Consider the following 13,586-nt stretch of genomic DNA (forward strand, 5'->3'; position numbering starts at 1 on the left):
CGCAACCTCCCATCCCGGAGTGCAGTCGGCCGGCCGTGCGTATCCCTAGTCGCCCTTGAAGACCGGGCGCTGCTTGGCCGCGAAAGCCTCATAGGCGCGGCGGAAATCCCCTGTCGTCATGCAGAGCGCCTGGGCGACGGCCTCCGCCTCGATCGCCTGCTCGACGCTCATCGCCCATTCCATCTGCAGCATGCGCTTGGTCATGGCATGGCCGAAGCTCGGCCCCTCGGCGATCTCCCGTGCCAGCGCGGCGGCCTTGCCCTCCAGCTCCTCCGGCGCATGCACCGCGTTGAAGAAGCCCCAGGCCAGCCCCTCATCCGCGCCCATGCTGCGCCCGAGATAGAGCAGCTCGCTCGCCCGCCCCTGGCCGATGATCCGTGGCAGGATCGCGCAGGCCCCCATGTCGCAACCCGCGAGCCCCACGCGGTTGAACAGGAAGGCGACCTTCGCCCTGGGCGTCGCCAGCCGCAGGTCGGCGCTCATGGCGAGGATCGCCCCGGCCCCCGCCGCGACGCCGTCGACGGCCGCGATGATCGGCTGCGGGCAGGCCCGCATCGCCTTCACCAGCTCGCCGGTCATGGCGGTGAACTGCATCAGCCCGCGGGTGTCGCGCTCCAGCAGCGGCCCGATGATCTCGTGCACGTCGCCGCCCGAGCAGAAATTCCCCCCCGCGCCTCTAAGGACGAAGACCTTTACCTGCTCCTCGCGCGCCGCCGCCCGGAACAGCGCGCCCAGCTCGGCATAGCTCTCGAAGGTCAGCGGGTTCTTCCGCTCCGGCCGGTCGAGGGTGATCGTCGCCACCGCCCCCCCCACCGCGAGCCGGACATGCTCCGCCCGGTACTCGGCCAGAGGAATCATGCGCTACCCTCCTGCAACCCGGCCCTGACGCTCGCCTTGGTCCGCCCGAGCAGCCGATGCAGCGCCTCGCGCTCCCCGCCGCCGAGCCCCGCCAGCAGCTCCGCCACCCAGCCCTCATGCGCCGCCGATTGCCGCGCGAACTCCCGCCGCCCCTTGGCCGTCAGCCTGAGGCTCTGCGCCCGCCGGTCCGTGGCACTCACCCGGCGCTCGACCAGCCCCTCCTCCTCGAGCCTGGCCGCCAGCCCGGTGACGTTGCCGTTGCTGACCATCATCCGCCGCGAGATGTCGCCGAGTGTGAGCCCGCCCGGATGCCGCTCGAGCTGGGCCAGCAGGTCGAAGCGCGGCAGCGTCGTGTCGAACTCCGCCCGCAGCCGCCGCCGGATTTCCGCCTCGATGAGGTTGGTGCAGGTGAGCAGGCGCAGCCAGAGCCGCAGCTCGTCCTTGTGCCCCGGCGGCGTATCGGCGAGTGCCGTCTCCGCATCGAGCAGCATCACGCCTCGCCTCCCGCCACCGGCAGCGCCACGCCATTCACCGCCGCCGCCTCCGGCAGGCAGAGGAAAAGCACCGCCGCCGCCACCTCCTCGGGCCGGACGTACCGCCCCTGCGGATTGTGCCGCGTCAGCTCCGCCCGGGCCTCCGCCTCGCCGCGCCCGGTCTTCGCCATGATGCGGGCGACGCTCTCGGCCACGATCTCCGTCTCGGTGAAGCCCGGGCAGACGCAGTTCACCGTCACCCCGCGCCCAGCGACTTCCAGCGCCAGCGCCCGCGTCAGCCCGAGCAGCCCGTGCTTCGCCGCCGCATAGGCTGTGACGTAGGGGTAGCCCTTCACCGCTGCGGTCGAGGCGATGTTGACGATCCGCCCATGCCCCGCCTCGATCATCCCCGGCAGCACGCCGCGGATGACGGAAGCGGCGCCGAGCAGGTTGACCCCCAGCATCCGCTCCCAGAGCGCATCGTCGGTCCTGAGGAAGGGCGCGCTCTCCGCCGCCCCCGCCGCATTCACCAGCAGCGGGAAGCGGGGCAGGGGAGGCAACTCTCCCGCGACATCGGCCACGACGAAGCCCCGCGCCGCCCCCGCCTCCACCGCCGCCCGCAACGGCGCCTCGCGCCGCCCGAGCACCGTGACCTCGGCCCCGGCCGCGCTCAGCGCCCGCGCGCAGGCCAGCCCGATCCCGCTGCCCCCGCCGGTGACGAGCGCAGGCAGACCCCTCAATGCGGCGCCGCCATGATCCATGATGCTTGAAGCCTAAAACATCGGCGCCAGATGTCGCAACGCCCAATTCCGGTTGCGGCGGGAAATAGTTGAAGCCTAAACTATCCCGGCCAGCGGAGGCCCCATCATGCGCATCGCGATCATCGGCGGCGGCCCCGCCGGCCTCTATTTCGCCATCCTCATGCAGCGCGACTTCCCCAGCGCGCGCATCACCGTGGTGGAACGCAACCGCGCCGACGATACCTTCGGCTTCGGCGTGGTCTTCAGCGACGCGACGCTCGACGCCTTCGCCGCCGCCGACGCACCGAGCTACCGCGCCATCACCGAGAGCTTCGCCTATTGGGACGACATCGCCATTCACGCCAAGGGGGCGGTGCACCGCATCGGCGGCAACGGCTTCTGCGGCTGCTCCCGCCGCACCCTCCTGCTGCTTCTGCAGCAGCGCGCCCGCCAGCTCGGCGTCGAGCTGCGCTTCGGCGAGGAGGCGCAGCCGGAGGACTTCCCCGATGCCGACCTCGTCGTCGCCGCCGACGGCATCAACAGCCCGATCCGCTCCCGCTTCGCCGAGCATTTCCAGCCGGAGGTCACCCTTCGCCCCAACCGCTTCGCCTGGATGGGCTCGACGCGCCCCTTCGACGCCTTCACCTTCTTCTTCAAGGAGCGGCCCGAGGGCATTTTCATCGCCCATTGCTACCAGTACGAAGCGAATGCCAGCACCTGGGTCCTCGAGACCGACCCGGAAACCTTCGCCCGCGCCGGCCTCGAGGCGATGGGCGAGGCGGAGAGCGCCCGCTTCCTGGAGGAGGTTTTCGCCGAGGAGCTTGCCGGCCACCGCCTCATCACCAACCGCTCCGCCTGGCGCCGCTTCCCGGCGCTGAAATGCGCCCGCTGGACCCGCGGCAACCTCGTCCTCATCGGCGATGCCAAGGCCAGCGCGCATTTCTCCATCGGCTCCGGCACCAAGCTCGCCATGGAGGATTCGATCGCCCTCCACCGCACCTTCCTGCAGGGCGGCAGCGTGGCCGACGCCCTCTCCCGCTTCGAGCATGGCCGCCGCGAGGATGTGGAGAAGACCCAGCACGCCGCCGATGTCTCCCTTGTCTGGTTCGAGCATGTGAAGCGCTTCTGGGACATGCACCCGACGCGCTTCGCCTTCGGCCTGATGACCCGCAGCAAGGCCATCACCTGGGACAACCTCGCCCTCCGCGCCCCGGAGTTCACTGCCGAGACGCAGGCCGTCTTCGCCGCGGAAGAGGGCGGCGACCCCTCGAAGCCGCCCATGTTCCAGCCCCTCCGCCTGCGCGGCATGGAGCTGCCGAACCGCACCGTCGTCTCGCCGATGTGCATGTACAGCGCGGAGGAGGGCCTCCCCACCGACTTCCACCTGATGCATTACGGGGCGCGGGCCGTCGGCGGCGCCGGCCTCATCTTCACCGAGATGACCTGCCCCTCGCCGGAGTCCCGCATCACCCCCGGCTGCGCCGGCCTCTGGACCGACGCGCATGAGGAGGCCTGGACGCGCATCGTCTCCTTCGTCCACGCGCATGGCCCAACCAAGATCGCCCTCCAGCTCGGCCATGCCGGCCGCAAGGGCGCGACCAAACTGATGTGGGAGGGGATGGACCGCCCGCTCGAGGAGGGCGCCTGGCCCGTCCTCTCGGCGAGCCCCATGCCCTACCGCTCCGACAACCAGGTCCCGCGCGCAATGACCCGCGCGGACATGGATGCGGTAAAGGCCGACTTCCTCGCCGCCGCCGAGCGCGGCCTCCGCTGCGGCTTCGACATGCTGGAGCTGCACTGCGCCCATGGCTACCTGCTGGCGAGCTTCCTCTCCCCCCTGACCAACCGCCGCATCGATGAGTATGGCGGCCCGATCGGGAACCGCCTGCGCTACCCGCTCGAGGTCTTCGCCGCCCTCCGCGCCCTTTGGCCCGCGGACAAGCCCATGTCCGTCCGCATCTCGGCGACCGACTGGGCCGATGGCGGCGTCTCGGACGAGGACACGCTCGCCATCGCCCGCGCCTTCGCCGCCGCCGGCTGCGACCTGATCGACGTCTCGACCGGCCAGACCGTGCACGACGCCGCCCCGGTCTATGGCCGCATGTACCAGGTCCCCTGGTCGGACATGATCCGGCAGGAGGCGGGCATCGCCACCATGTGCGTCGGCAACATCACCACCGCCGATCAGGTGAACACCATCCTCGCCGCCGGCCGCGCCGATCTCGTGGCGCTCGCCCGGCCGCATCTCACCGACCCCAGCTTCACCCTCCGCGCGGCGGCGGCCTATGGCGTCGCCGACATCGCCTGCCCGCCGCAATACCGCTGGGGCAAGGACGCGCTGCTGCGCAACGCCGCCCGCGACCAGGCCGACCTGCGCGACCTCAAGCTGAAGGCCCGCCCGCGCAGCCACGCCCCGCAATTGCCGCTCGCCCGCGCCGCGGAGTAGCCTCGCCGCGTCACAGGGCAGGGGAGGGACCGGGATGATCCTCATCGCAGGCGGCGGCGTCGGCGGCCTCACCCTCGCGCTGATGCTCCACCGGCGCGGCATTCCCTGCACCGTCCTCGAGGCGGCGCAGGAGGTGCGCGAGCTCGGCGTCGGCATCAACACCCTGCCGCATGGCATCGCCGAGCTGGCGGAGCTCGGCCTGCTCCCCGCCCTCGACGCGGCGGCCATCCGCACGCGGGAGCTGCGCTACCTCAACCATCTCGGCCAGACGCTGTGGTCGGAGCCGCGCGGCCTCCATGCCGGCCACGCGATGCCGCAATTCTCCATCCATCGCGGCCGACTGCACGGCCTGCTCTGGCGCGCCGCCGCCGAGCGCCTGCCCGCCGGCGCGCTCCGCACCGGCGAGCGCCTGCTCGGCCTCGAGCAGGACGAAGCCGGCGTCACCGCGCATGTCACCTCCGGCCCCGTGCGCGGCACGGCGCTGGTCGGCGCCGACGGCATCCATTCCGCCCTCCGCGCCCTGCTGCACCCCGATGACGGCGGCATCCGTTGGCAGGGCATCCAGATGTGGCGCGGCGCCCTGGACTGGCCCGCCTTCGAGACCGGCGACGTCATGCTCATCGCCGGCGACCTCAAGGCCAAGCTCGTCTTCTACCCGATCGGCCCCGGCAGCAGGCCGGACCGCCGCCTCACCAACTGGGTCATCTACGCCCGCACCGCCAGCGGCGAGACGCCCCCGCCCCGCCGCGAGGACTGGTCCCGGCGCGGCCGCCTCGCGGACGTGCTCCCGCTCGCCCGCCGCCTGAAGCTGCCCTTCCTCGACATCGAGGCGATGATCCGCGCCTCGCCCACGCGCCTGGAATACCCGATGTGCGACCGCGACCCGCTGCCCTGTTGGACGCAGGGCCGCGTCACCCTCCTCGGCGATGCCGCCCACCCGATGTACCCAGTCGGCTCCAACGGCGCCTCGCAGGCGATCCTCGATGCCCGCTCCCTCGCCGATCTGCTGGCCGCCCACCCCGCCCCCGCCGCGCTCAAGGCCTACGAGGCCGACCGCCTCCCCAAGACCGCCGCCCTCGTCGCTAGCAACCGCCGCGGCGGGCCGGAACGCGTGGTCGACGTGGTCTGCGAGCGCGCCCCCCGCGGCTTCACCCGCATCGAGGATGTGATCCCCATGGAAGACCTCGCCGCCATCGCCCGCGGCTATGCCCAGACCGCCGGCTTCGCGGTCGCCCGCTGATGCCCGGCACCATCCGCGTCACCCACAGCGAATCGCCCGAGACCGGCCGCGTCGCCCATCTGGTGATCGACCACCAGGCCAAGTTGAACACGCTGAACCCGGAACTGATGGCCGACTTCGTCGCCGCCATGGCCAGCCTCTCCGGCGACGACGGCCTGCATGCCGTGGTGGTGACCGGCGCCGGCTCAAAGGCCTTCATCGGCGGCGCCGATATCGGCACCATGGCCGCGATCGCAACCGAGGCCGAGGCGGAAGCCTTCATCACCCAGGTTCATGACTGCTGCCGCGCCGTCCGCGCCTGCCCGGCCCCCGTCATCGCCCGCGTCAATGGCTGGACGCTCGGCGCCGGCCTCGAACTCGCCGCCGCCTGCGACCTCCGCCTCGCCGCCGAGGGTGCCCGCTTCGGCATGCCGGAAGTCCGCGTCGGCATCCCCTCGGTGGTGGAGGCGGCGCTACTGCCCGGCCTCATCGGCTGGGGCCGCACCCGCCGCCTGCTGCTGCTCGGCGAGACCATCTCCGCCTCCGACGCCCTCGCCTGGGGCCTCGTCGAACGCGTCTGCCCGGATGAAGCCCTCGACACCTCGCTCGCGGAATGGCTTTCCCTGCTCGGCGCCGCCGGGCGCGAGGCGCTCCGCCTGCAGAAGGCCCTCATCCGCCGCTGGGAGGACCTGCCGATCGCGGAGGCTATCGCCGCCGGCATCCCAAGCTTTGCCAGCGCATGGCGAACGGATGAACCCAGCCGCATGCTCGGCGCCTTCGCCCATCGGCGCCGGTAAGCCCTCCCGCGGCTTTGATGGTGCGATGCAGCGACATCGCCCCCCGCGATCGCTTAATTTATTGCGAGCGAAGGTCTGACACGCAGGAGACGATGTCGCCCGATCCCACTCCCGACCCCGTCACCGGCTGGCTCGCCCTGCCGCGCTGCCGCGTCGGCGGCCAGGTCCTGCCGCTGGTGCTGGTGCATCCGCGCTTCGGCATCGCAATCCAGGGCGGCCCGCCGGACGCCGCGGCGCTGCTCCACCAGCGGCTTGAACGCGCTCGCTTCCCGGCGGTCTTCCCCGGCCATTTGTCTATCGTCCGCATCGCGCCGGGCCAGCCGCCCGAGGCGGGTTTCGACCCGAAGCAGCCGCTGTCGCTCCCCGGCGGCGACGCTTGGTTCACCTGCGCCCGCCGCATCCTCGAGCACGACGCCCCGCAGGGCCAGGTCGTGCCCATCCCCGCCCGCCGCCGCCGACACCGCCGCACCCGGCGCCTGGCCGTCGCGGCCGGGCTGCTGGCGCTGCTGGTCGGCGGGGTCGCCGCCTCGATGCTGGGGGCGGAGCCGGCGCGATCGAACCTGGTGAGCGAGGCGCCCTGACCGCCCTCAGCCCCGCGGCGGCAGGAAGTCCACCTGGTACTCCGCGGCGATCCGCACCACCTCCGCCGGATCGCCGACATTGTGGATGCGGCTGAACAACTCATACAGCCCATGGCTCGGCGCCACCCAGAACAGCGCCGTCACCGGGCTGCCCGACTTGTTGAAGATGCCGTGCGGCAGCCCCATCGGCAGCCGCACCAGGTCGCCCTTGCCGGCGAAGGCGGTCTGCCCGTCGAGCATCAGCTCGAATTGTCCGTCGAGCACGTAGATGAACTCGTCCTGCCGCGTATGCACATGCGGCGGCACGAAGGTCCTGTCCGGAAAATAGGTGTGGAAGGCGAAGGACGCCGCCGAATGCTGCATCGGCTTGTAGGTCTGCCCGAGGATGTTCCAGGCGACACCCCCTTCGCCCTCGCCCGCCGGGGTGATCCCCGCCGTCATTGCCGGCATCTCCATTCTCGCCTCCTCCTCACAGGTGCAGGTAAGTCTCGCGCAGCTCGGGCGACGCGGCCAGCTCCGCGCTCGTCCCCGACCATACGGAACGGCCCTTCTCGACCACCACATGCCGGTCCGCCAGCCGCATCACCGCGGCTAGGTCCTTGTCGATGAGGAGGATAGCTTGCCCCTCCGCCTTCAGCGCCGCCAGCACCGCCCAGATCTCGGCGCGGATCAGCGGCGCCAAGCCCTCCGTCGCCTCGTCGAGCAGCAGCAGCCGCGGATTGGTCATCAGCGCCCGCCCGACGGCCAGCATCTGCTGCTCGCCGCCCGAAAGCTGCGAGCCCATGTTCCGCCGCCGCTCCTTGAGCCGCGGGAAGAGGCTATAGACGGAGGCCAGGCTCCACCGCGCCGCCCCCTCCGCCCGCGCGGTCGCCGTCAGGTTCTCCTCGACGGTCAGCCGCGGGAACACCTGCCGCCCCTCCGGCACCAGCCCCAGCCCCAGCCGCCCGATCCGGTGCGGCGCCAGCCCCGCCAGCGCCACCCCGTCCCACTCGGCCCGCCCACCGAGCACCCGCCCGCCGAGCCCCGGCAGCAACCCCATCACCGCACGGACCGTCGTCGTCTTCCCCATCCCGTTGCGCCCGAGCAGCGTCACCACCTCGCCCGCGCCGATGGTGAAGGAGATACCCTGCAGCACCTGGCTCTCGCCATAGCCAGCCCGCAGCGCCTCGACGACGAGGGTCACGCTGCCTCGTCCTTGCCGAGATAGGCCGCACGCACCGCCGGATCCGCCCTGATCGCCTCCGGCCTGTCGGTGGCGATCACCCGCCCGTAGACCAGCACCGAGATCCGGTCCGCTAGCGCGAAGACCGCCTGCATGTCGTGCTCGACCAGCAGGATCGCATAGGCGCTCTTCAACCCGCGCAGGATGCCGATCAGCCGCTCCGTCTCCTCCGGCCCGGCGCCCGCCAGCGGCTCGTCCAGGAGCAGCAGCCGCGGCCGCATCGCCAGGGCGATGGCGAGCTCGAGCTGCCGCTTCTCCCCATGCGACAGCCGCCCCGCCAGCACCCCCGCCCGCGCCCCGAGGCCGACGGCTTCCAGCGCCGCTAGCGCCCGCTCGTTCAGCGCCCGCTCCGAGGCCGCGGCGCGGAAGAAGCGGAAGGACGATCCGCTCCCCGCCTGCACCGCCAGCGCCGCATTCTCCAGCGCCGAGAAGCCCGGCAATACGGAGGTGATCTGGAAGCTCCGCGCCAGCCCCAGCCGCGCCCTGCGCGCAAGGCCCATCCCCACGATCTCGCGCCCGCCGAAGCGGATGCTCCCCGCATCCGGCCGCAGCGTGCCGGAGAGCTGATGGATCAGCGTCGTCTTGCCCGCCCCGTTCGGCCCGATGACCGCATGGATCTCGCCGGCCGCGACATCGAAGGAGACGTCGTCCGTCGCCGCCAGGCCGCCGAAGCGCTTGCGCAGCCCCGCGACGGCCAGCAGCGCCTCAGCCACGGCGCAGCGCCCCGACCAGGCCCCCCTTCAGGAACAGCACCGAGAGCACCAGCAGCGGCCCGAAGATCAGCCGCCAATGCTCGGTGAGGTGCCCCAGCCACTCCTCCAGCAGCACGAAGCCGACCGCCCCGAGCACCGCCCCTTGCAGGGAGCCGAGCCCGCCGAGGATCACCATGAAGAGCAGGTCCCCCGACCTTTGCCAGGCGAGGTAGGAGGGCGCCACGAATTCCGCCGCATTGGCCAGTAGCACGCCGGCCAGCCCCGCTACGGCGCCCGCCACCGCATAAGCGACCAGCCGGTATGGGTATGGCGAGAACCCCACCGCCTCCGCCCGCATCGGGTTCTCCCGCGCCGCCCGCAGCACCCGCCCGAAGCGCGAGCCGAGCAGCACCTGTCCGCCCAGCAGCGCCAGTGCCAGCACCGCAAGGCAGAGGTAGTGGAACACCATCCGGTCCTCCAGCCACCGATGCCCGAGCACGGTCGTCCGCCCATAGAGGGTGTAGCCGTCATCCCCCCCATAGGCGGCGAGCGAGGAGGCGGTGAAGAAGGCCATCTGCCCGAAGGCCAGGGTGATCATGATGAAATGCACCCCGCTGGTGCGGATCGCCACCGCCCCCGTCGCCAGCGCGAAGAGCCCTGCGGCCCCCATCGCCACCGGCACCACGACGGCGGCATCGGTCACGCGAGCATCGTCGAGCACGACGACGGCATAGGCCCCGATCCCGACCATTGCCGCATGGCCGAGGCTGACGAGCCCCGCGCCGCCGACCAGGAGCCACAGGCTGACCGCCGCCATCGCCAGGATCATCACCCGCGCCAGCAGCGTCAGCGCATGGCTCTCGCCGAAGCCGAGGAAGGGCGCTGCCCCGAGCGCCGCCAGCAGGACCAGCGCCGCGCGCATTCAGCCCCGCACCGGAAACAGCCCGCGCGGCCGCACCGCCAGGATCAGCGCCATGGCGATGTAGACGAGCATGGAGCCGAGCGCCGCCCCGGCCTGGCGCGCCGGCGAGGCCGCCATCACCAGCCGCAGCAGGTCCGGCAGCAGCGACCGCCCCAGCGTCTCGATCAGCCCGACCAGCAGCGCCGCGATGAAGGCCCCGCGCACGCTGCCGATCCCGCCGATGGTGATGACAACGAAGGCGAGGATCAGCACCGTATCCCCCATCCCCGGATCGACCGAGAGCACCGGCGCCGCCATCACCCCGGCGAAGCCCGCCAGCATCGCCCCGAAGCCGAAGACCAGCATGAACAGCCCGCGGATGTCGACGCCGAGCGCCGCCACCATCGGCGCATGGGTGGCGCCGGCCCGCACCAGCGCCCCGATCCGCGTCCGTTCCACCAGCAGCCAGAGCAGCCCGGCGACGGCGAGCCCCGCCGCCAGGATGGCCATGCGATAGACCGGGTATTGCAGCCCCGGCATCAGCTGCACCCCGCCCTCAAGCAGCGGGGGGATGGGCATCTGCAACGGCGCCGAGCCCCAGATTGCCCGCACCGCCTGGTTCAGGAAGAGGATGACGCCGAAGGTCGCCAGCACCTGGCTCAAGTGGTCCCGTTCGTAAAGGTGGCGGAAGACCAGCCACTCCAGCACCAGCCCGCAGAGCAAGGCGGCCGGCAGGGCCAGCGCCAGCCCCAGCCAGAAGCTCCCCGTCCAGGCCGCGAGGCTCGCCCCCAGATAGGCGCCGAGCATGTACTGCACGCCATGCGCCAGGTTGATGAAGTCCATCACCCCGAAGACCAGCGTCAGCCCCGCCGCCACCAGGAACAGCAGAACCCCGAATTGCAGACCGTTCAGCCCCTGGACCAGCAGCAGGCCGAGGCTCATCGCATCCGGCACTCCGCCGCATAGGGGTCGGTGTCGTGCGACAGCACCTTGCGCACGGTCTCGGTCTGGAATTTGCCGTCCGCCCGCTTCGCCACCTGGCAGAGCCAGAAATCCTGCACCGGATAATGGTTGGTGCCGAACTCGAAGGGCCCGCGCACCGACTGGAACTGCGCCGCGCGGATTGCCGCCCGCAGCGCATCCTTGTCGCCGAGCCTGCCGCCCACCTTGCGGATCGCGCTGTCCAGCAGCATCGCCCCGTCATAGGCCTGCGCCGCATAGGTCGCTGGCACGTAGTTGTGGGCAGCCTCGAAATCCTTCACGAATTTCGCATTGGCAGGATTGTCCATGTTCGGCGCCCAGGACGCCGCCGAGTAGAAGCCGAGCGCCGCATCCCCCTGCGCCGGCAGCGTCGCCTCGTCGACGGTGAAGGTCGAGAGGAAGGGGATGTTCGCCAGCCCCGCCTGCCGGTACTGCCGGACGAGATTCACCCCGAGCCCGCCCGGCATGAAGCTGAAGACCGCATCCGGCTTCGCCGCCGCGATCTTCGCCAGCTCGGCGGAGAAGTCGAGCTGCGTCAGCGGCACATAGACCTCGTCCACCACCTCGCCCTTGAAGCGCGACTTGAACCCGGCGGCGGCATCACGCCCCGCCTGGTAGTTCGGCGTCATGACGAAGACGCGCCGGTATCCGCTGTCCTGCGCCGCCTGGCCCATCACGCTGTGGACCTGGTCGTTGTTGTAGGAGGTGGTGAAGAAGAACGGGTTGCACCCGCGCCCTGCGAGCGTCGACGGCCCCGCATTGGTCGAGATGAGGAAGGTCCCGGCTTCCGTGACCGGCCGGATGATGGCGGCGAGGATGTTCGAGAAGACCACGCCCATGACGAAATCCACCTTGTCCCGCTCGATCGCCGCCCGGACCTTGGTGACGGCGACCTCCGGTCTGAGCTCGTCGTCGATGACCAGCACCTCCGCTGGCAGCCCGCCCAGCTTGCCGTCCAGGTGCTTCATTCCCTGCAGGAAGCCGTCGCGCAGCTGCGTCCCGAGCGCTGCCTGCGGCCCGGTCTGCACCGCGACCAGCCCGATCTTCACGCCAGCCGCTTGCGCCCGCGCCCGCACCGCCGGCATCGCCAGCACCGCCCCCGCGGCACCCAGCACGCCCCGCCTGCCGATCCCCGTCATCCCCGCTCTCCCCGGCCTCAATGCTTTAAGCTTCAACCATATCGCTTGCCATCTCAAGCAGCTTCGTAGAGCCCGATTTTGTGCGGAAGAAGCTCCCGCTCGGCAGATGACGTGCAGTCCCGCAATGAACGAATCCCGTGCTGCTTTGTTGTGTCGCCAGACGAGGCCGGCAATCGCCACGGGAATCCATAATAGTGTCACAGAACAACGAAATGCCGGTCTCGGACGATACTGATACGGTTCCCGTTTTGGAGGAACGTCTCAGCCTAGGGACGCGCGAGGTCGAAACGGGTCGCGTGCGGGTCCATCTCCGCACCAAGACCGAGGACACGCAACTCCATGCCGACCTCCGCTCCGAGGCGGTCGAGGTCGAGCGCGTCGCCATAGGCCGCGAACTGGCCGAGGGCGAGGCGCCGCCGCAGCCGCGCGAGGAAGAGGAGGGCAGGGTGCTCGTCATTCCCGTCCTCGAGGAGGTGCTGGTGGTCGAGAAGCGCCTGGTGCTGCGCGAGGAGCTCCGCCTCCGCCGCACCAGCGCCATCCGGCCGGTCGACGTGCCGGTCACGCTTCGCCGCCAGCAAGCGGAAGTCGAGAGGCTGCCGCCCAACACCGAAACCAACGCAGGGAATCCCACCGTATGAGCAACCGCACGATCACCGCCGTTTTCGACTCCGCCGCCGAGGCCGAGGCCGCCTCGCGCGACCTCGCCACCCAGGTGGGCGGCGTCCGCGCCGCCATCTTCACCTCCTCGAACGATACCCGCGAGTTCCACAACCTCGGCATTGCCGGCCCCGACCGCAGCGTGCTCGAGGAGGCGATCCGTCGCGGCAGCGTCGTCCTCTCCGCCACCGTCCCGCAGGACCGCTTCGGGGCCGCCGCCGACGTGATCGAGAGCGCCGGCGCCGTCGACCTCGACAGCCGCGAGGCGGAGTGGCGCCAGTCCGGCTGGAGCGAGGGCAATGTCGCCGAGCACGGCAGCGCCACGACCGCGACCGCGCCTGCCGCCCCGCTGGCCACCACCGGCCTCGCCGCCAATGCCGGCACCCCGACGCCGGCGACCACCAGCCGCACCGGCACCGGCTCCGCCACGACCAACCTCGCCACCGGGAGCGAGGAAGCCATCCCGGTGGTTGAGGAGCACCTGCGCGTCGGCAAGCGCGAGACCGCGCATGGCCGCGTCCGCCTCCGCTCCTATGTCGTCGAGACCCCGGTGCAGGAGCAGGTGACGCTGCACCAAGAGCATGTGCATATCGAGCGCCGCCCGGTCGACCGCCCGCTCGAGGCCGGCGCCGCCGTCTTCCAGGAGCGCACGATCGAGGCGACCGAGACCGCCGAGGAAGCGGTCATCGGCAAGGAGGCCCGCGTGAAGGAGGAGGTCGTCATCCGCAAGACGGCCGACGACCAGACCCGCACGGTGCAGGACACGGTTCGCCGCACCGAGGTGGAGATCGAGGACGACCGCCAGATGGGCACGCGCACCAGCGGCACGGGCACCACAACGGATACCACGACGGGCACCACCCCGACCCGCGATCGCTGA

Annotated in this window: 15 protein-coding genes; 6 read left to right on the top strand and 9 right to left on the bottom strand. The window is 71.2% G+C overall.

Features of this window, described 5'->3' with window-relative positions; genetic code table 11:
- Nucleotides 1-45: 45 nt before the first annotated feature.
- The 3 genes from AC5JJ1_RS10670 to AC5JJ1_RS10680 are packed head-to-tail and all read right to left on the bottom strand — an operon-like array spanning nt 46 to nt 2,071.
- On the bottom strand, nt 46-858 hold the full coding sequence (locus AC5JJ1_RS10670) for an enoyl-CoA hydratase family protein (RefSeq protein ID WP_495785097.1): 813 nt from the start codon (nt 856-858) through the stop codon (nt 46-48).
- Nucleotides 855-1,349: a MarR family winged helix-turn-helix transcriptional regulator gene (locus AC5JJ1_RS10675; RefSeq protein ID WP_495785171.1), complete on the bottom strand. Its 495-nt coding sequence runs from the start codon at nt 1,347-1,349 to the stop codon at nt 855-857. Before AC5JJ1_RS10675 ends, AC5JJ1_RS10670 begins: the two co-directional genes overlap by 4 nt.
- A complete protein-coding gene (locus AC5JJ1_RS10680; protein WP_495785098.1) occupies nt 1,349-2,071 on the bottom strand; it encodes an SDR family NAD(P)-dependent oxidoreductase in 723 nt (240 codons plus the stop codon). The genes AC5JJ1_RS10675 and AC5JJ1_RS10680 overlap by 1 nt, the downstream gene beginning before the upstream one ends.
- 127 nt (nt 2,072-2,198) lie before the next feature.
- Between AC5JJ1_RS10680 and AC5JJ1_RS10685 the strand changes: the two genes are divergently transcribed.
- The 4 genes from AC5JJ1_RS10685 (at nt 2,199) to AC5JJ1_RS10700 (ending at nt 7,114) form a co-directional block, all read left to right on the top strand.
- On the top strand, nt 2,199-4,517 hold the full coding sequence (locus AC5JJ1_RS10685) for a bifunctional salicylyl-CoA 5-hydroxylase/oxidoreductase (protein WP_495785099.1): 2,319 nt from the start codon (nt 2,199-2,201) through the stop codon (nt 4,515-4,517).
- 34 nt (nt 4,518-4,551) lie between these two features.
- Nucleotides 4,552-5,757: a flavin-dependent oxidoreductase gene (locus AC5JJ1_RS10690; RefSeq protein WP_495785100.1), complete on the top strand. Its 1,206-nt coding sequence runs from the start codon at nt 4,552-4,554 to the stop codon at nt 5,755-5,757.
- A complete protein-coding gene (locus AC5JJ1_RS10695) occupies nt 5,757-6,533 on the top strand; it encodes an enoyl-CoA hydratase (RefSeq protein WP_495785101.1) in 777 nt (258 codons plus the stop codon). The genes AC5JJ1_RS10690 and AC5JJ1_RS10695 overlap by 1 nt, the downstream gene beginning before the upstream one ends.
- 92 nt (nt 6,534-6,625) lie before the next feature.
- Nucleotides 6,626-7,114: a hypothetical protein gene (locus tag AC5JJ1_RS10700; RefSeq protein WP_495785102.1), complete on the top strand. Its 489-nt coding sequence runs from the start codon at nt 6,626-6,628 to the stop codon at nt 7,112-7,114.
- Between the two features lie 6 nt (nt 7,115-7,120).
- Here AC5JJ1_RS10700 and AC5JJ1_RS10705 read toward each other — a convergent pair whose 3' ends face one another.
- From AC5JJ1_RS10705 to AC5JJ1_RS10730, 6 genes are read right to left on the bottom strand one after another with little or no spacing between them, the layout of a single operon-like run.
- On the bottom strand, nt 7,121-7,570 hold the full coding sequence (locus AC5JJ1_RS10705; protein ID WP_495785103.1) for a cupin domain-containing protein: 450 nt from the start codon (nt 7,568-7,570) through the stop codon (nt 7,121-7,123).
- Nucleotides 7,571-7,583: 13 nt separating this feature from the next.
- On the bottom strand, nt 7,584-8,297 hold the full coding sequence (locus AC5JJ1_RS10710) for an ABC transporter ATP-binding protein (RefSeq protein WP_495785104.1): 714 nt from the start codon (nt 8,295-8,297) through the stop codon (nt 7,584-7,586).
- Complete coding sequence (locus AC5JJ1_RS10715) at nt 8,294-9,049, bottom strand: ABC transporter ATP-binding protein (RefSeq protein WP_495785105.1); 756 nt, start codon at nt 9,047-9,049, stop codon at nt 8,294-8,296. The genes AC5JJ1_RS10710 and AC5JJ1_RS10715 overlap by 4 nt, the downstream gene beginning before the upstream one ends.
- Nucleotides 9,042-9,950, bottom strand: coding sequence for a branched-chain amino acid ABC transporter permease (locus AC5JJ1_RS10720; RefSeq protein WP_495785106.1), 909 nt, complete (start codon nt 9,948-9,950; stop codon nt 9,042-9,044). Before AC5JJ1_RS10720 ends, AC5JJ1_RS10715 begins: the two co-directional genes overlap by 8 nt.
- Nucleotides 9,951-10,871: a branched-chain amino acid ABC transporter permease gene (locus AC5JJ1_RS10725; RefSeq protein WP_495785107.1), complete on the bottom strand. Its 921-nt coding sequence runs from the start codon at nt 10,869-10,871 to the stop codon at nt 9,951-9,953.
- The gene (locus AC5JJ1_RS10730) at nt 10,868-12,049 is read right to left on the bottom strand and encodes an ABC transporter substrate-binding protein (RefSeq protein WP_495785108.1); all 1,182 of its coding nucleotides are present in this window, start codon (nt 12,047-12,049) and stop codon (nt 10,868-10,870) included. Before AC5JJ1_RS10730 ends, AC5JJ1_RS10725 begins: the two co-directional genes overlap by 4 nt.
- Before the next feature lie 212 nt (nt 12,050-12,261).
- Between AC5JJ1_RS10730 and AC5JJ1_RS10735 the strand changes: the two genes are divergently transcribed.
- Together AC5JJ1_RS10735 and AC5JJ1_RS10740 are read left to right on the top strand one after the other, a co-directional pair.
- Complete coding sequence (locus AC5JJ1_RS10735) at nt 12,262-12,687, top strand: YsnF/AvaK domain-containing protein (protein ID WP_495785172.1); 426 nt, start codon at nt 12,262-12,264, stop codon at nt 12,685-12,687.
- The gene (locus AC5JJ1_RS10740) at nt 12,684-13,586 is read left to right on the top strand and encodes a YsnF/AvaK domain-containing protein (RefSeq protein WP_495785109.1); all 903 of its coding nucleotides are present in this window, start codon (nt 12,684-12,686) and stop codon (nt 13,584-13,586) included. The genes AC5JJ1_RS10735 and AC5JJ1_RS10740 overlap by 4 nt, the downstream gene beginning before the upstream one ends.

Source organism: Belnapia sp., from assembly GCF_059504005.1.